This is a genomic window from Pseudomonas petrae, from assembly GCF_021728295.1.
GTDB lineage: Bacteria > Pseudomonadota > Gammaproteobacteria > Pseudomonadales > Pseudomonadaceae > Aquipseudomonas > Aquipseudomonas petrae.
Genome location: NZ_JAKJXE010000003.1, coordinates 395,808 through 412,847 on the forward strand (window position 1 = coordinate 395,808; position 17,040 = coordinate 412,847).

A 17,040-nucleotide genomic window follows, 5' to 3' on the forward strand; every position below is an offset into this window, starting at 1 on the left:
CGGTTTATCCTCGGATCGCCCAAAAAGCCAGGTTCAGGCCCGGGAATTCACCGGCCACATGGAACGCGAAACCACCCGAATTCATCAGTTCTTTCCAGTGCTCGCTGCCCCGGTCGAGTTCGTAGTACGTGGACCCCACGTGGAAGGGAATCTGCCGTGGCGCCACCGGCAGAGGCAGAAGACCAATGCCTGGCAACTGCAAATTGACCATGTCGCGGATGTGCTCCACCGAGCCGACTTTGCTCTGCTGGCCGAAACGCCCGCGCAACGCTTCGCTGGGCATGTCGGCCCGCACCACCAGGATGAAGCTGGCGCTGTCGATCAGGTTACGGTCGGCGAGCATGGCCACGTGAATGCCGTAGGCTTTTTCAACAATCGGAATCGGCGTGGCCTTGCTGTCGATCAACATCGACAGTGCCTCACGTAATGCCAGCATGACCGGCGCAAAGCTCAGGGCCAGGTCATCATGCTGGTAGCGGACAAAGGCCTGCGGGCGACGCCCTGCACTGGAAAAGGTCGCAAAGTCGCCCGCCAGGCTCACCAGTTCGCTGTATAAGCGCTCAGGGTGCAGCGGGGTCAGTTGGCTCAGGTGATTGATCAACGGCTGCGCGCGATTGACCAGCTGCAGCAGCAAGAAGTCCGCAATTTCCGAAGCGCCACCGGCACCCGATGCGACCACGCGGCCCGCCAGCGCTTCACCGCGCTGATGCAGCAGCCCAGACAGTTCGCCCAGAAAAGTCGCGAGCAACCTGGACGCCGCGACGTCAAGCACGGGCGGGATGTAGGCCTCATCAAGGACCAACGCCCGGTCAGCTCGTTTTTCTTTTACCAGCGCCAGGCCGATCGCTGCATAGTCGCTCAAGCCGTCACGCTCAGTGACCAGACGCAAGGCCCTCGCCCCCACCGCTACCGGCGCGCGATTTTCAAACGGCGCATTGTCGTCGCGCACTTCGCGCACCTGGCTGACAAAGCGTGCACTCGCCACCGCTTCTCCTTCATCCACCGTGTCACGCTGGCCCGCGCGCTTGAGTGGCAGCGCCAGATAAACCAGACCATCACGCAGGTTGTCGTCGATGTTCAGCGGGCTGGGCGCCAAGTCATCATGGGGAATGTTGAACGGTGTGCCATCGGGCAACAAGCCGCGCGCCGAGACAATCGCCAACTTGCCCTGCGCCAAAAGCCCTTGGTCCAGCAACAGCTCAGAAAACCCCCACGCCCCGGCCGACAGCGGGCGACTGCGCGCATCAATGAGGTTCTCCAGGTAGCGGTCATGCTGCTGAAAGTGCTGTGTTCCAATGAACATGCCTTCCGACCAGACCACACGATTGTTCCAGGACATGGATTCTCCGATTGCCTATTGGGCGGGACGAGTGGGGGTAGCTGCCGGAGCGCTGGTCACCGCGCGGGCATCAAGACCGATGTGAAAAGTACCGACCTTGCGTGGCGCGACACTGACAACAGTGCGCCACTGAGCCTGGTCGATTTCGCGATAGCCGACCACCAGCCCGATCTGGCGCGTGGTGCTGTTGAGGTCGCGAGAAAGGGTCAGTTGCTGCCCCGGCTGGACCAGCACTTCGTCCTGATCAATCAGGTCGGCACCCAGCGTTGCCTGGGCACGCTCGGCCAACGCGAAATAATCGGCGCGCAAGAAACTGGCCGTGTTTTTCAATTCAAAGATACGCACGCGCACAGGCGCGGGCTGACCGTTGGCGCCAGGATTGAGTCCAGCGACCGCGTTGAAGTGCAGCTCAACGGTCGCCGCATCCGCGCCCTTCTCAACCGCGTCGGCGGACGGTGGCGTCTGCCCGTTCTTGGCGCACCCTGCCAACAACAACGCGATGGACGCTGCCATTACCACTTTTCCAAACATCCTGCGTCCTCATGACGTGCTGACTGTATTTCCGTTTTTCCGGGTGCCGCTGCGCTTCAGGATCGCCGCTGTCGGGTGCTGTGCTCTTCGTAGGCGCGGCTGAACTCACGTCCGAACAGGTCTTGAAAGTCTTCTTCTGCTTCGCGGGAGATCTGCGCATACAGTTCGGTGAACTGCTGCCAGTTCTGCGCGTGACGCGAACCGAACAGGTTCGACAGCGCGCCGGGCTTGCCCATACGCGCCTCAAGCTGGGAGGGTTCGAAACGTTTGAGCAGCGCGTTGATCGCCGCCTCCACACCTGCCATCACCGCCAACTGGTGCGCACGCAGATCATCAAAGCTGTCAGCAATGGCGAGGTCCGGCGACATAAACGCATGATTGCCGTGGCGCAGCAGCAACAGCAGTGCCTCATCAACATTCGGCGCAAACTTCAACGGGTTGTTTTCCACCGGGCTGATCATGGTCTGCTGCATCCGGAACTCGCCTTTAAGGCTGCTGCGGGCACGCAACACATCGATCAAGCCTTCCACCATCAACCGATAGCTGCGACCGACTAACTCCATCTGGGCCTGGGCTTGCGCCGGGTCGATGCGCAACTGGTCGAGCCCTGCCCCGCGCAAAAAAGCGTGAAGAAGGTCTGCACAACCGCTGATCGCGGGCGGCACTGAGGGCTCAACGCGCTCAACGGCAGGCATCTGCACCGGATCTGGATCAACGGTGAACGCTGGGGCCACATCAACAGGCACGACCGGCACCACAGGCGCAACGGCCAACGGCAGTGGCTTCGCGGCGACATCCGACAAGAAGTCCCAATCATCAGGGATGACATTCGACGCCGACGCGGGCGTCATAACGGGCGCGCCAAGTGCCTGAGGGATGGGGGGGCGAAAATCATGACGTTCGACCGGGACGTGATCCGACTGGGTCGCAGGTGGAACACTGGCCGGGGTCAGAAAATCGAACAGATCGGGAAACGTGTCCTGCGCAGCACCGCCTTTAAAGTGGGCCGTCGCAGGTGCGTCGTTGGTGAGGGGGGTTGGGCTGTTCTGGCGCCCCATCAGTGCCTCAAAACTGCTGGAGGCCTCAAGACCGAAGGGGCTGGAGTCGGCCAGCGTTGAATCAGCATCAATACGCGCGCCAATTTCGTAGTCGCCAATACGGATAACTTCGCCGTCTTCAAGCCATTCGCTGTTGCCGCGACGCAGGCGAATACCGGCCTTGACCAGCTCAACACCATTAGTGCTGTAGTCGGTCAAGTAGTACCGACCGTCCTTGTACTGAATAGCGCAATGTTTGGCGGACACCAAGCGCTCAGGGTCGGGAAGTACCCAGTCGTTTTCCAGACTACGGCCAATCGCCATCACCCCTTTGTCCATCGACTTCTCAGGGAGTTGTCCGGGGGTTATTTTGTGATAGCTGGTAATAGTCAGACAGAGCGACACTGCGCCTCCTTGCTTACACTTCTCGGACCACGGTTCGAGGCCCAGCTCCCTAAGACCCAGGACCGAATATTGTGAGAAAACGCTCAATAAAAGTGAGATAAAGACCAGCTTCTGGCTTTTTCCCAATTTTAGACACAGTTGAATGACAGTCGTCCACAGGTCGACCTTGCGCTCATCCATTCTGCCGTCTGTATCACATCCGACCCAAAGGGCGTATAGCTTACCTTGACAAAGGGTAAGTTCCACACCAAAAATGACATCCGTTTAAAGACATATGACGCCTATGTGGCATCACAGGCTTTACAACGCCGCATTTGCTCCTCCCTTGCTCTAATTAAAATTTTTATTGCTCTGATGTGCATGCGACCGATAAGGAGATCGATTTTGGTGGATGTTCCGTTGTTGCTCGCCGCTGTGTCAGCGAACTCTCCCTGTGGCGAGGACCTGGAATACGACGCCGATTTCCTGCAATTGGAACGCGACGCTCAAGGGAAGCCTGAGCGCTCCATGGGCGACGCCGTGCAACAGGCAGAACCCCCGAACTGGCGACAGATCGAACAGTCCAGCACCACCCTTCTTCAGCGCAGCAAAGACCTTCGCGTCACTCATTTCCTGCTACAGAGCGCCTTGGCCCTGGACGGCTTTGCCGGGCTGGCCAACGTCCTGACCCTGATCAATAGCCTGCTCGGCCAATACTGGGCCACGCTGCATCCGCAACTCGACGCCCAAGACGATAACGACCCTACCGTGCGCATCAATGCGCTGGCGGGTATCGCCTGCGAAACCAACGTTCGGTTGCTGCGCGAGAGCCTGCTGGCCCGTTCACGCACCTTCGGTTCGATCAGTCTGCGCGCAGCCCTGAATGCCAGTGGTCTGCAGACCTTTAGTGACGAACACCTCAAACCCGAAGAGCTGGCCGGCGCCCTGCGTGACAGTGACCCCGAGCAACTGAGCGCCCTTCGCTCAGCGTTGCAGGAAGCTCACGACGCGGCCCATGCCATCGAACAGTACGTCTCGCAACAGGTGGGCTCGGCACAAGGCGTGGACCTGTCCGCCCTCAAGCAGCCGCTTAAACAGGCGCTGCATATTCTGGGTGAATACGCGCCGGCTTTTGCTGAAGTCCACTCACCTTGCCAGGAGATTGTCGACGCTCAGCCTGAGGCCCAAACGGCCGCGGCCTCGGTTGCGGCACGGGGCAATGCAGAGATCGGTAACCGCGACGATGTCGTGCGCAGCCTTGATCGCATCCTTGCCTACTACGCACTCCATGAGCCTTCAAGCCCCTTGCCGATGCTGCTTAGCCGTGCCAAACAGCTGGTCAACGCTGACTTTGAGGCGATTGTGCGCAATCTGATTCCCGACGGTATGTCGCAGTTCGAAAACCTGCGAGGGCCCGACGCCGAGTAACGCTGCTCGCCTGCATCGCGAGCCCGCCCCGGCCAAGACCCCGCAACCCCGTTACCGGCCAATACCGATGACGCCAATTACGTCGCAGCAGCGACCAGGAGGAGCAACGTGGCGAACACCAGTTCTCAGAAATTCATTGCGCGCAACCGCGCACCACGGGTTCAGATCGAATACGACGTTGAGCTGTACGGCGCCGAGAAAAAGGTCCAGCTGCCTTTCGTGATGGGTGTCATGGCGGACCTGGCCGGCAAGCCTGCCGAGCCTTTGGCCGCTGTAGCGGACCGTAAGTTTCTGGAAATCGACGTCGACAACTTCGACTCACGCCTCAAGGCGATGCAGCCGCGAGTCGCGTTTCACGTGCCCAACGAGCTGACCGGCGAAGGCAATCTGAGCCTGGACATCACCTTCGAAAGCATGGATGACTTCAGCCCTGCCGCCGTGGCGCGCAAGGTCGACTCGCTCAGGCAGTTGCTGGAAGCGCGCACTCAGTTGGCCAACTTGCTGACCTACATGGATGGCAAGACCGGCGCAGAAGAAATCATCATGAAAGCGATCAAGGATCCGGCCCTGCTCAAGGCGTTGGCCAGTGCGCCAAAACCCCAGGACTCCGAGCCGAAAGCCTAATCAGGACGAACGATCATGACCGAATTACTGCGTGATAATCAGGCCCCGTCGGGCCGCACCGAAGAAGCCAACGAGTTCGCCTCGCTGCTGCTGCAAGAGTTCAAACCCAAGACCGACCGCGCGCGCGAAGCCGTCGAGACGGCTGTGCGCACCTTGGCTGAGCAAGCCTTGGCACAGACCGATCTGGTCTCCGACGACGCCATCACCTCGATCGAGTCGATCATCGCCGCCATCGACGCCAAGCTCACCGCTCAGGTCAACCAGGTCATTCACCACCCCGAGTTCCAACAGCTGGAAAGCGCTTGGCGTGGCTTGCACTACCTGGTCAACAATACTGAAAGCGATGAGCAACTGAAAATCCGCGTGCTGAACATTGCCAAGCCGGAACTGCACAAGACCCTGAAGAAATTCAAGGGCACGGCGTGGGATCAAAGCCCTCTGTTCAAAAAGATGTACGAGGAAGAGTACGGACAGTTCGGCGGCGAACCTTACGGCTGTCTGGTGGGCGACTACTACTTCGACCAGTCGCCACAGGACGTGGAACTGCTGGGCGAGCTGTCCAAGACCTGCGCAGCCATGCACGCGCCGTTCATCGCCGCGGCCTCGCCGACCGTGATGGGCATGAGCTCGTGGCAGGAGCTGTCCAATCCGCGTGACCTCACCAAGATTTTCACCACTCCTGAATACGCAGGCTGGCGCTCGCTGCGTGAGTCCGAGGACTCGCGTTACATCGGCCTGACCATGCCGCGCTTCCTGGCTCGTCTGCCGTATGGCGCCAAGACCGATCCGGTTGAGGCCTTCGCCTTCGAAGAAGACACCGACGGCGCCGACAGTGCCAAGTACACCTGGGCCAACGCAGCCTATGCGATGGCCGTCAACATCAACCGCTCGTTCAAACACTACGGCTGGTGCTCGCGGATTCGCGGCGTGGAGTCCGGTGGCGAAGTTGAGAACCTGCCCGCGCATAGCTTCCCCACCGACGACGGCGGCGTGGACATGAAGTGCCCGACCGAAATCGCGATCTCGGATCGTCGCGAAGCAGAACTGGCCAAAAACGGTTTCATGCCGCTGCTGCACAAGAAGAACACAGACTTTGCCGCGTTCATCGGCGCTCAGTCGTTGCAGAAACCGGCCGAATACGACGATCCGGACGCCACCGCCAACGCCAACCTGGCCGCTCGCCTGCCGTACCTGTTCGCCACCTGTCGCTTCGCTCACTACCTCAAGTGCATCGTGCGTGACAAGGTCGGCTCGTTCAAAGGCCGCGATGAAATGCAGCGCTGGCTGCAAGACTGGATTCTGAACTACGTCGACGGTGACCCTGCGCACTCCACCGAAACCACCAAGGCCCAGCACCCGTTGGCGTCCGCTGAAGTGGTAGTTGAGGACGTTGAGGGTAACCCGGGTTACTACACGTCGAAGTTTTACCTGAAGCCGCACTATCAGCTTGAAGGCCTGACGGTGTCGTTGCGCCTGGTCTCCAAGCTGCCGTCCGCAAAAGGCGCTTGATCACCGTTTCATCGTGGGCACTGACTGACTCGCGCTCATAAAAATCCACATTGCTCAACGGGCTGATCTCGACGACGAGGCAGCCCGGCACCCCAAACAGTGGCAGCCGCCACTTCAGGAGAAAACATGGCTGTTGATATCTTCATCAAGATCGGCGACATCAAGGGCGAGTCCATGGACAAAGCCCACAAGGAAGAAATCGATGTGTTGAACTGGAGCTGGGGCATGTCCCAGTCCGGCAACATGCACGTCGGCGGTGGCGGTGGTGCTGGCAAGGTCAATATTCAAGACCTGACGATCACCAAGTATGTCGATAAATCCTCGCCAAACCTGATGATGCACTGCGCCAGCGGCAAGCACGTCGACAAGGTCACTTTGGTGGTGCGCAAGGCCGGTGGTGAAAGCCAGGTCGAGTACATGAAAATCGACCTGGAAGAAGTGCTGATCACCTCCCTGCACACAGGCGGCTCAGGCTCGGACGACCGTCTGACCGAGAACGTGACCCTGAACTTCGCTCAGGTCATGGTCGAGTACCAGGAGCAGAAAGCTGACGGCTCCAAGCAAGGCGGCCCGATCAAGTTTGGCTGGAACATCCGTTCGAACACCAAACGCTGATATGACGCACGCGCCCTGCCAGGGATGGCGGGGCTCGTACTATTAGACTTCTGACGCAGGATGCTTGAAGCATGGCCAAACCTTCATTTATCAATTTGTGGAACAGCTATCCACCTTATCCGTCAGCTAAACCTGCTTGTGATGGCCCTTGGTCAAATCAGTGTGCTATTCGCATGAGCATCGCGCTTTGCGGAGAGAGAACGCTACCCGTCAATTCTTCCACCTACTCTGAACCCCGTTGCGCTCATGGCCACGCTCGCGGTGCAGAGTCGTTAGCGAACTGGCTCTGGAAGAAAAGTCAGATAGGCCCCCCGAAAATCCTTGGCAATAGTGCTGATGAACGGAACAGTTTGCTGACTAAAACAGGGATTATTTTCTACAAAGATTTCTACTATCAGCTTACCGACCCCGAAGGCCGCCCGAGTGGTGATCATATCGACTTGTGGAACCGTGGAATGACCGCAAGCAAAAACAGCGATTACTTCTACAGGGCCAAGACAGTCTGGTTCTGGGAACTGCCATGATGAAAAAGAATGTGTTGTTTGCCTTGGGCATATTCAGCATTGCAGCCTGCGCCGATCCCGCGCCCTCTGACAGCCCAGGCCTTGTTCACGCGAGTTTCGCTGGAAAAAACGTGAGCTTGATTAACGAAAACGGGCGTTGCGCACTGAGCCTTTCCGCCGCGCAATCCATTACGCTGGACATGATATGGCCCTGCCGATTCAGCGAAGATCGACAGAAAAACGTGCGAGTGGAATCCTACCGGCAAGCACAAGTGCTGATGGTAGAGCGTAGTGAGCATCTGCCTGCTCCCAGCAAGGACTGTGCGACAGATCTGCAAGCCATTCGTTACTTCAAAGGCAGGCTGGAAGTTGCGCCCGTCAGTCAAATCGCTGCGTGCGGACCCGGCTACTGGGATCAGAAAGCTCTGATCTGGGATTTCGACTGGTGAACGACCTGACCCTGCGCGAACGCCTGCAACCGTCGCTGCTCGACCGGCTGACGGATGATGAGCCCGGCAACCTTCAGGAAGGCACCGACAAGCGCGTTTTGTCGCTGAGCCAACTGAAAGCGTCGGTGATGCGTGATCTGACCTGGCTGCTCAACAGCACGTCATTGCTGGACGCTGACACCACACTGAATACACCCGCAGGCACGTCAGTGATCAATTACGGCCTGCCTGCGCTAGCGGGTAACACCGCGTCGAGCATCGACGTGAGCGTTCTGGAAGGGCTGATCTATCACGCCATTGCCACCTATGAACCGCGCATTTTGCGCAATACCTTGCGTGTCCGAGCACAGACCTTGCCGGATCAAATGAACCACAACGCCCTGAGCTTCGAGATTGAAGGCGATCTATGGGCCCAGCCCGTGGCCTTGCCCCTGTTACTGCGCACTGATCTGGACCTGGAATCCGGGCATGTTCAGGTCGTGCCTGCCCAGCAACGGAGGCGCACATGAACCCTCGCCTGCTGGAACTCTACAACCAGGAACTGCAACATGTGCGCGAGAGCGCGGCAGAGTTTGCCAAGGAATACCCCAAGATTGCCGGGCGCCTGACGCTGTCAGGTATCGACTGCGCCGACCCTTACGTCGAGCGCCTCCTGGAAGGCTTTGCGTACCTGACCGCCCGCGTGCAGCTCAAACTGGACGCTGAGTACCCGACCTTCACGCACAACCTGCTGGAAATCGCCTATCCGCACTACTTGGCGCCGACGCCGTCGATGACCGTGGTGCAGATGCAGATAGACCCCGACGAAGGCTCGCTCACCAGCGGCTTCAGCTTGCCGCGCAACAGTGTCCTGCGCGCCACACTGGGTCGCGAGTCGCAGACGCCGTGCGAATACCGCAGTGCCCACGACGTCACCCTGTGGCCGCTGAACGTTAGCCAGGCTGAATACTTCGGCAACCCCGCAACCGTATTGGGCCGCTTGGCGGCGGCCGAACCCAAGGCCAAGGCCGGGTTGCGCATTGTTCTGCGCAGCGGGGCCGAAACGCCGCTCAACAGCCTGACCCTGGAAAACCTGCCGCTGTACTTGAACGGCGCCGATGAGCAACCGTTTCGCCTCTACGAGCAGTTACTTGGCAATGTCTGCGCCGTGTTTGCCCGCCAGCCCGGTGCCGACTGGGTCGAACGCCTGCCAGCCGAGGCCCTTAGGTCGTGCGGTTTCGATGACCGTGAAGCGGCCATGCCTGTCGTGGCGCAGGCGTTTCAAGGCTATCGGTTGCTGCAGGAATACTTTGCGCTGCCGCAGCGCTACCTGTTCGTTGACTTCACGCATCTGGGCCGCGCCGTTCAACGCTGCACGGGCCAGGAGCTGGAGTTGATCGTGCTGTTTGATCGCCTGGATCAAACCCTGGAAGGCAGCATTGGCCCGCAGCAATTTGTGCCGTTCTGCACCCCCGCTATCAACCTGTTTTCACGCCGGGTCGACCGGATTCACTTGTCCGACCGGGTCAGTGAGCACCATGTGATTGCCGACCGCACACGGCCGATGGATTTCGAGATTCACTCGCTCACCAGTATGACCGGCCACGGCACGGGACCCGAGCAACCGTTTCTGCCGTTTTACGCGGTGCGTGACCCGTCACGCTATGGCCGCGACAAAGCCTATTACACCCTGCGCCGTGAGCCGCGCGTGCTGTCCAGCGAGCAGCGGCGCAACGGGACGCGCTCCAACTACGTCGGGAGCGAAACATTCGTGAGCCTGGTGGACACCCAGCAAGCGCCGTACCGCCATGACCTTCGCCAATTGGGCGTGACAGCCTTGTGCACCAACCGCGACCTGCCGCTGTTCATGAACGTGGGCGGTGGCAAAACTGACTTCACGCTGGCCGACAGCGCCCCGGTAACCTCGATTCGCTGCCTGGCCGGGCCAAGTCGTCCGCGTGCCAGCCATGCCCACGACCAAAAAGCCTGGCGCCTGATCAGCCAGTTGTCGCTCAACTACCTGTCGCTCAACGAAGAAGGCCAAGGCGCTGCAGCCCTGCGCGAACTGCTGCGCCTGTACGGCGACAGCAACGACAGCGCCCTTCAATTACAGATAGAAGGCCTGCGCGAGGTACGCAGTAAAGCCTGCACACGCCGCCTGCCGATGCCTGGGCCGATTGTGTTCGGGCGTGGTCTTGAGATCACGCTGGAGTTTGACGAGAACGCCTTTCGCGGCACCGGCGTGTTTGTGCTGGGCGCGGTGTTTGAGCGCTTTCTGGCGCGCTATGTGTCCATCAACAGTTTTACCGAGACCGTGATTCGTACGAGCGAACGCGGCGAGATCATGCGATGGAAAGCCAATCCCGGCCGTCGTCCGACCCTGTGAGTACGCTCACCGACATGCACGACACGCCGTGGAAGTACGACTTCTTCCAGGCAATGCGGCGGATCGAGTGTGAGTCACCGCACTTGCCACGCTTTGGCCATTCTGTGCGACTGGCCGATGACCCTTTGCGGCTGGGACAGCAGCCCGAGTGTGCGTTTGCACCCTCAACACTGGCGGCGCTGACACCTGCCGAGGACGGCAAGGCTGCGCGGCTGGAGCAGTTTTTCTTTGGCCTTGGTGGGCCAAATGGTCCGCTGCCGCTGCACCTGACCGAGTATGTGCGCGATCGTCAGCGCAATAATGCCGACAGCACCAGCAAACGTTTTCTGGACGTGTTCCATCATCGCTTGCTGAGCCTGTTTTACCGAGCGTGGGCCGAAGCCAGGCCAACCGTCAGCCACGACCGGCCAGACGACGATTACTGGTCGGCGCGACTCGCGGCGCTCAGTGGTCGCGGCATGCCGAGCCTGCTGCGCCAAGGGCTGATCCCTGACACGGCCAAGCTGCACTTCAGCGGGCATCTGGCAGCACAAACCCGCTACCCCGACGGTTTGAAAGCCATTCTTGAGCACTACTTTGGTCTGCCGGTGGAGATCGAGGAGTATGTGGGCCAATGGCTAGAGCTGCCCGAACGCAGCCGCCTCTCGGTCAGCGCCAATCAGTTGGGTGTCGATTTTTGTCTGGGCAGCCACGTGTGGGACCGTCAACACAAATTCCGTATCCGCATCGGCCCGCTAAAGCTCGATCAATACATGGGCATGCTGCCCGATGGCGAACCGTTTAAACACTTGGTCGCCTGGGTTGCGGAATACCTGGGGCATGAACTGGACTGGGACCTGAACCTCATTCTTGAACAACCCCAGGTGCCCAAACTGCAACTCAACGGCCAGTTTCGCCTGGGTTTCAACACTTGGCTGGGCCAGCCAGCACGAGACCCTCGGGACCTGATTCTGGCCCGCCATTACGCCGACCTGACGCGCTGCGCGCAGCCGCTGTCGGCCCACTCTTCAGACTCTTACGCAGGAAGCACAGCACATGGGTGAAATCAGTCGGGCAGCACTGTTTGGCAAACTGAACAGCGTCGGCTACAAGGCCATCGAAGCCGCAACCGTGTTCTGCAAGCTGCGGGGCAACCCTTATGTAGAGCTGGCGCACTGGTTTCATCAGCTGCTGCAATTGCAGGACTCGGACCTGCACCGGATCATCCGTCAGTTCAACGTTGAGCCCGCGCGCCTGGCCCGCGACCTGACCGAAGCACTGGACCGCCTGCCGCGTGGTTCGACGTCGATCACCGACTTGTCTTCGCATGTCGAAGAGGCCGTTGAACGCGGCTGGGTGTATGGCAGCCTGATGTTCGGCGAAAGCCAGGTGCGCACGGGCTACCTGCTGCTGGGCATTCTCAAAACGCCGAGCCTGCGCAACGCACTGTTGGCTTTGTCGGCCGAGTTCAGCAAGCTCAAGGCCGAGACCTTGAGCGAGCGCTTTGACGAGTACGTCGGTGACTCCCCGGAAAACGCCCTGAGTGCAAACGACGGCTTTATGGCAGGTGCAACACCGGGCGAAGCCAGTGGTGCCATCGCCCCTAGCGCCATGGGCAAGCAGGAAGCGCTCAAACGGTTCACCGTCGACATGACCGAGCAGGCCCGCAGCGGCAAGCTTGACCCAATCGTTGGCCGCGACGATGAGATTCGGCAGATGGTCGACATCCTCATGCGCCGTCGGCAGAACAACCCGATTCTCACCGGTGAAGCGGGCGTAGGCAAAACAGCGGTGGTCGAAGGGTTCGCGCTGCGCATCGTGGCCGGTGACGTGCCGCCCGCCCTCAAGGACGTTGAACTGCGCAGCCTGGATGTCGGCCTGCTGCAAGCCGGTGCGAGCATGAAAGGTGAGTTCGAACAGCGCCTGCGTCAGGTCATTGAAGACGTTCAGGCCTCGCCCAAGCCGATCATCCTGTTCATCGACGAAGCCCACACCCTAGTGGGTGCTGGCGGCGCGGCAGGCACCGGCGACGCCGCCAACCTGCTCAAGCCTGCGCTGGCTCGCGGCACCCTGCGCACCGTGGCCGCCACCACCTGGGCTGAGTACAAGAAGCACATCGAGAAGGACCCGGCCCTGACCCGCCGCTTTCAGGTGGTGCAAGTCGCAGAACCTTCAGAAGACAAAGCGTTGCTGATGATGCGCGGCGTGGCCTCGACCATGGAGCAGCATCACAAGGTGCAGATCCTGGATGAAGCGCTGCAGGCGTCAGTCAAGCTGTCCCATCGCTACATCCCTGCGCGGCAGTTGCCGGATAAATCCGTCAGCCTGCTCGATACCGCCTGCGCACGGGTTGCCGTGAGCTTGCATGCCGTGCCTGCGCAGGTCGATGACAGCCGTCGGCGCATCGAGGCGCTGGAAACCGAGTTGCAAATCATCGCGCGTGAACACGCCATTGGCATCGCCACCGGCACACGACGCATCCACAGCGAAACGTTGCTGGGCACTGAGCGCGAACGCCTTGCCGAACTCGAAAGCCGCTGGAGCGAAGAGAAAACGCTGGTGGACGAACTCCTCGCCACCCGCGCCGAACTGCGAGAAGGCGCCGGTGTGGTGGACAGTGATACCGGTTCTGAACAGGGCGATGCCTTGCGTGAAAAGCTGGTTGACCTGCAAACCCGCCTCAGTGCCCTGCAAGGCGAAAGCCCACTCATTTTGCCGACCGTGGACTATCAGGCCGTCGCCTCGGTGGTTGCCGACTGGACCGGGATTCCCGTTGGGCGCATGGCGCGCAATGAGCTGGAAACCGTGCTCAAGCTCGACCAGCACCTGAGCAAACGCATCATCGGTCAGGACCACGCGCTGCAAATGATCGCCAAGCGCATCCAGACCTCGCGCGCAGGCCTGGACAACCCAAGCAAACCGATTGGCGTGTTCATGCTGGCCGGTACCTCGGGTGTTGGCAAGACCGAAACCGCGCTGGCGCTCGCCGAAGCCATGTACGGCGGTGAGCAGAACGTCATCACCATCAACATGAGCGAGTTCCAGGAAGCGCACACCGTTTCCACCCTCAAGGGCGCGCCGCCAGGTTACGTGGGTTATGGCGAAGGTGGCGTGCTGACCGAAGCAGTACGGCGCAAGCCCTACAGCGTGGTACTGCTGGACGAGGTGGAAAAAGCGCACCCGGACGTGCACGAGATGTTCTTCCAGGTCTTCGATAAAGGCGTGATGGAAGACGGCGAAGGCCGCGTGATCGACTTCAAGAACACCTTGATTCTGCTCACCACCAACGCGGGCACCGAGCTGATTTCACACCTGTGCAAAGATCCGCTCAACGTGCCGAACCCGGACGACATTGCCACTGCACTGCGCAAGCCTTTGCTGGAGATTTTCCCGCCGGCGCTGCTCGGACGCTTGGTGACCATCCCGTATTACCCGCTTAGCGACACCATGCTCAAGGCCATCACCCGCCTGCAACTGGAGCGCATCAAGAAGCGCGTAGAAAGCACGCACAACGTGGCCTTTGAATACGACGACGCGGTGGTCGATTTGATTGTTTCTCGCTGCACCGAAACCGAAAGCGGCGGGCGGATGATCGACACCATTGTGACGAACACACTGCTGCCGGACATGAGCCGTGAGTTTCTTACGCGCATGCTCGACGGCAAGCCAATGGCGGCGGTACGAATCGGTGTCAGCGATCAGCAACTGGATTACCACTTCAGCGATGTCGGTTGAGCGTTATTAATCCGTGTAGGAGCGCGCTTGCCCGCGAATGCGATCGGTCTGAGATGACTGCATCAGCTGACCCAGCCCATTCGCGGGCAAGCGCGCTCCTACAAGGGCCATCAAGTCATTGAGATAACCCATGCAGTTCAAGCAACTCACCCGCCTCGCCCAAGTCAGCAGCCCGCTGGGGCCCGATGTTTTGCTGCTCAAACACATGAGCGGCGGCGATGAGCTGGGGCGTATGTTCGATTACGAATTGCAGCTGACATCGACTGACGCGGCCATTGACCTGAACCAGTTGCTGGGCAAGCCGATGAGCCTGTCGCTGCAGCTGATTGACGGCAGCGAGCGCTACTTCCACGGGCTGGTTGCGCGGTGCAGCCAGAACGTCGATGCCGGTCAGTTCGCCAGTTATCAGGTCACGCTGCGGCCTTGGCTGTGGTTGCTGACGCGCACTTCTGACTGCAAGATTTTCCAGCACCAGAGCATTCCGCAGATCATCAAACAGGTGTTCCGCGACCTGGGCTTTTCTGACTTTGAAGACGCCCTCAGCCGCCCCTATCGCGAGTGGGGATACTGCGTTCAGTATCGGGAAACCAGCTTCGACTTTGTCAGCCGTTTGATGGAACAGGAAGGGATTTACTATTTCTTCCGTCATGAAAAAGACCGTCACGTCCTGGTCCTGGCTGACGCTTATGGCGCGCATCAACCGGCACCTGGCTATGAGTCTGTTCCGTATTACCCACCAGACGGCCAGCATCGCGAGCGCGATCACCTCAACAACTGGCGGTTGGCGCAGGAAGTCCAGCCGGGCTCTCTCGAACTCAATGACTATGACTTCCAGCGCCCAGGCGCCCGCATCGATGTGCGCTCAGCCATGCCACGGCCTCATGCGGCAGGTGATTATCCGCTGTATGACTACCCCGGCACGTACGTGCAAAGCGAGGACGGCGAGCACTACGCCCGCACGCGCATCGAGGCGATTCAAAGCCTGCACGAACGCGTCGAGTTCAGCGGCAATACACGCGGGCTGGGTTCGGGGCATCTGTTCAGCATGACCGGCTTCAGCCGCCCGGACCAAAACCGCGAATACCTGATCGTTGCCGCCAGCTACATGATCAGCCAGGAAAGTCTGGAAACCGGCACTAGCGGCGCAGGCCTGCAGTACGAAAGCGCGATGTCGTGCATCAGCGCGCAACAGAGCTTCCGCCCGATGCCGCAGACCGTACGCCCCATCGTCAAAGGCCCACAGACCGCACGCGTGGTTGGCCCCAGCGGCGAAGAAATCTGGACCGACCAATTCGGCCGGGTGAAGGTGCATTTCTATTGGGACCGCCACGACCAATCCAACGAAAACAGCTCGTGCTGGATTCGTGTATCGCAAGCCTGGGCAGGCAAAAACTGGGGCTCGATGCAGATTCCACGCATCGGTCAGGAAGTCATCGTCAGTTTTCTGGAAGGCGACCCTGATCGACCGATCATCACAGGCCGGGTCTACAACGCCGAGCAAACCGTGCCCTACGACCTGCCCGCCAACGCGACCCAGAGCGGGATGAAAAGCCGTTCGAGCAAAGGCGGCACACCCGCGAACTTCAACGAAATCCGCATGGAAGACAAGAAGGGCGTCGAGCAGCTGTACATCCACGCCGAGCGTAATCAGGACATCGTCGTCGAAGTGAACGAAAGCCACTCGGTGGGGCATGACCGGAACAAGAGCATCGGGAACACCGAGACGGTGACGATTGGGCTCGACCGACTGCGTGCGGTGCAGCACGACGACGTTTTGCTGGTGGGTTCGAGCAAGACCGACAGCATCAGCCGCAGCTACCTGATCGAGGTCGGCGAAAACCTGCGTCTGGTCTGCGGCAAGAGCGTGCTTGAGCTCAATGCCAGCGGGCAGATCAACCTCACTGGCGTGCAGTTCAACTTCAACACCGAGGGCAGCGCCGAGATCAACACGGGCGGCCATCTGCACCTGAACATCGGCGGCGGACCAGGTGCCACGCCTGACGGCCAAGGCGAAAAAGGCAGTATCGACGCCGCCGTCAAAGCCATGTTCCCCGAGCCGAAATCCGGCCAGTAAAAATCTTATTCGAGAGAAACCGCCGCCATGATGTACCGCATCAACGAATTCCAGTTCGCCCTGCCGGAAAGCGCGTTGCAGGACGCCTCGATCAACATCCTCAAGTTTCCCGAGCTGGGCACTTCGCTGATCGTCAGCCGCAGTTTTCTGGCGGAAGACGAAACCCTGCACAGCAACTTCGACGCCCAGCTCAAGCGCCTTGAACAGCAGGTCAAAGAGCTGCGTTATCAGCCGGCGCTAGCCATTCGAGTCGGCGCCGCACAGGACATAGAGGCCCTTGAGCTGCGCAGCCAGTTCAGCAAAGGCGACGAGAAGGTTTTCCAGTATCAGCTGGCGTTGATGCTGCCCGGCACGCGCAAGATGCTCGCCCTCAGCTACGTTAAGGCGCAGCCGCTGGGCGAGCCCGAAGCAAGGCATTGGTCGACGATCAAACAGTCATTGCAGTTCGACGGTATTTAATGAGCGCCG

At 59.9% G+C, this 17,040-nt stretch carries 15 protein-coding genes; 12 read left to right on the top strand and 3 right to left on the bottom strand.

Annotated features, from left to right (window positions below):
* Positions 1 to 4: 4 nt before the first annotated feature.
* The 3 genes from tssK to tagH are packed head-to-tail and all read right to left on the bottom strand — an operon-like array spanning position 5 to position 3,312.
* Entirely contained in the window at positions 5 to 1,339 is a 1,335-nt protein-coding gene (gene tssK, locus L4G42_RS07510; RefSeq protein WP_237252811.1) for a type VI secretion system baseplate subunit TssK, read from the bottom strand.
* A gap of 15 nt (positions 1,340 to 1,354) precedes the next feature.
* Entirely contained in the window at positions 1,355 to 1,870 is a 516-nt protein-coding gene (tssJ, locus tag L4G42_RS07515; protein ID WP_237252809.1) for a type VI secretion system lipoprotein TssJ, read from the bottom strand.
* 56 nt (positions 1,871 to 1,926) lie between these two features.
* Entirely contained in the window at positions 1,927 to 3,312 is a 1,386-nt protein-coding gene (gene tagH / locus L4G42_RS07520) for a type VI secretion system-associated FHA domain protein TagH (protein ID WP_237260731.1), read from the bottom strand.
* 387 nt (positions 3,313 to 3,699) lie between these two features.
* On the opposite strand from tagH, the gene tssA reads away from it, so the two are divergent.
* The 12 genes from tssA to L4G42_RS07580 all read left to right on the top strand — a co-directional run bounded on the left by tssA (position 3,700) and on the right by L4G42_RS07580 (position 17,031).
* The gene (tssA, locus tag L4G42_RS07525; protein ID WP_237259755.1) at positions 3,700 to 4,719 is read left to right on the top strand and encodes a type VI secretion system protein TssA; all 1,020 of its coding nucleotides are present in this window, start codon (positions 3,700 to 3,702) and stop codon (positions 4,717 to 4,719) included.
* 108 nt (positions 4,720 to 4,827) lie between these two features.
* Complete coding sequence (gene tssB, locus L4G42_RS07530) at positions 4,828 to 5,343, top strand: type VI secretion system contractile sheath small subunit (RefSeq protein ID WP_205485926.1); 516 nt, start codon at positions 4,828 to 4,830, stop codon at positions 5,341 to 5,343.
* A 15-nt stretch (positions 5,344 to 5,358) separates the two neighbouring features.
* The gene (tssC, locus tag L4G42_RS07535) at positions 5,359 to 6,852 is read left to right on the top strand and encodes a type VI secretion system contractile sheath large subunit (protein WP_237252805.1); all 1,494 of its coding nucleotides are present in this window, start codon (positions 5,359 to 5,361) and stop codon (positions 6,850 to 6,852) included.
* Positions 6,853 to 6,978: 126 nt separating this feature from the next.
* Positions 6,979 to 7,467 (top strand): Hcp family type VI secretion system effector, encoded by a 489-nt coding sequence (locus tag L4G42_RS07540; RefSeq protein WP_205485900.1) that lies wholly within the window; start codon positions 6,979 to 6,981, stop codon positions 7,465 to 7,467.
* 71 nt (positions 7,468 to 7,538) lie between these two features.
* Positions 7,539 to 7,991 (top strand): type VI secretion system amidase effector protein Tae4, encoded by a 453-nt coding sequence (locus tag L4G42_RS07545; protein WP_237252803.1) that lies wholly within the window; start codon positions 7,539 to 7,541, stop codon positions 7,989 to 7,991.
* Positions 7,988 to 8,419 carry a hypothetical protein gene (locus L4G42_RS07550; protein WP_237252801.1) on the top strand — a complete coding sequence of 144 codons (432 nt, stop codon included), beginning with the start codon at positions 7,988 to 7,990 and terminating at the stop codon, positions 8,417 to 8,419. Before L4G42_RS07545 ends, L4G42_RS07550 begins: the two co-directional genes overlap by 4 nt.
* Entirely contained in the window at positions 8,416 to 8,928 is a 513-nt protein-coding gene (gene tssE, locus L4G42_RS07555; RefSeq protein ID WP_419789349.1) for a type VI secretion system baseplate subunit TssE, read from the top strand. The genes L4G42_RS07550 and tssE overlap by 4 nt, the downstream gene beginning before the upstream one ends.
* On the top strand, positions 8,925 to 10,784 hold the full coding sequence (gene tssF, locus L4G42_RS07560) for a type VI secretion system baseplate subunit TssF (RefSeq protein WP_237252799.1): 1,860 nt from the start codon (positions 8,925 to 8,927) through the stop codon (positions 10,782 to 10,784). The genes tssE and tssF overlap by 4 nt, the downstream gene beginning before the upstream one ends.
* Entirely contained in the window at positions 10,748 to 11,827 is a 1,080-nt protein-coding gene (gene tssG / locus L4G42_RS07565) for a type VI secretion system baseplate subunit TssG (protein ID WP_237252797.1), read from the top strand. Before tssF ends, tssG begins: the two co-directional genes overlap by 37 nt.
* Entirely contained in the window at positions 11,820 to 14,498 is a 2,679-nt protein-coding gene (gene tssH / locus L4G42_RS07570) for a type VI secretion system ATPase TssH (RefSeq protein ID WP_237259754.1), read from the top strand. The genes tssG and tssH overlap by 8 nt, the downstream gene beginning before the upstream one ends.
* 130 nt (positions 14,499 to 14,628) lie before the next feature.
* Positions 14,629 to 16,572, top strand: a complete 1,944-nt coding sequence (locus tag L4G42_RS07575) for a type VI secretion system Vgr family protein (protein WP_237260718.1) — start codon at positions 14,629 to 14,631, stop codon at positions 16,570 to 16,572.
* Between the two features lie 27 nt (positions 16,573 to 16,599).
* A complete protein-coding gene (locus L4G42_RS07580; protein WP_237252791.1) occupies positions 16,600 to 17,031 on the top strand; it encodes a DcrB-related protein in 432 nt (143 codons plus the stop codon).
* Positions 17,032 to 17,040 lie beyond the last annotated feature (9 nt).

Coding starts and splice junctions, on each gene's coding strand:
- tssG (WP_237252797.1), top strand. CDS start 10,748: ATGGAAAGCCAATCCCGGCCGTCGTCCGACCCTGTGAGTACGCTCACC.
- tssF (WP_237252799.1), top strand. CDS start 8,925: ATGAACCCTCGCCTGCTGGAACTCTACAACCAGGAACTGCAACATGTG.
- L4G42_RS07575 (WP_237260718.1), top strand. CDS start 14,629: ATGCAGTTCAAGCAACTCACCCGCCTCGCCCAAGTCAGCAGCCCGCTG.
- L4G42_RS07550 (WP_237252801.1), top strand. CDS start 7,988: ATGATGAAAAAGAATGTGTTGTTTGCCTTGGGCATATTCAGCATTGCA.
- L4G42_RS07540 (WP_205485900.1), top strand. CDS start 6,979: ATGGCTGTTGATATCTTCATCAAGATCGGCGACATCAAGGGCGAGTCC.
- tssK (WP_237252811.1), bottom strand. CDS start 1,339: ATGTCCTGGAACAATCGTGTGGTCTGGTCGGAAGGCATGTTCATTGGA.
- tssJ (WP_237252809.1), bottom strand. CDS start 1,870: ATGTTTGGAAAAGTGGTAATGGCAGCGTCCATCGCGTTGTTGTTGGCA.
- tssC (WP_237252805.1), top strand. CDS start 5,359: ATGACCGAATTACTGCGTGATAATCAGGCCCCGTCGGGCCGCACCGAA.
- L4G42_RS07580 (WP_237252791.1), top strand. CDS start 16,600: ATGATGTACCGCATCAACGAATTCCAGTTCGCCCTGCCGGAAAGCGCG.
- tssH (WP_237259754.1), top strand. CDS start 11,820: ATGGGTGAAATCAGTCGGGCAGCACTGTTTGGCAAACTGAACAGCGTC.
- L4G42_RS07545 (WP_237252803.1), top strand. CDS start 7,539: ATGGCCAAACCTTCATTTATCAATTTGTGGAACAGCTATCCACCTTAT.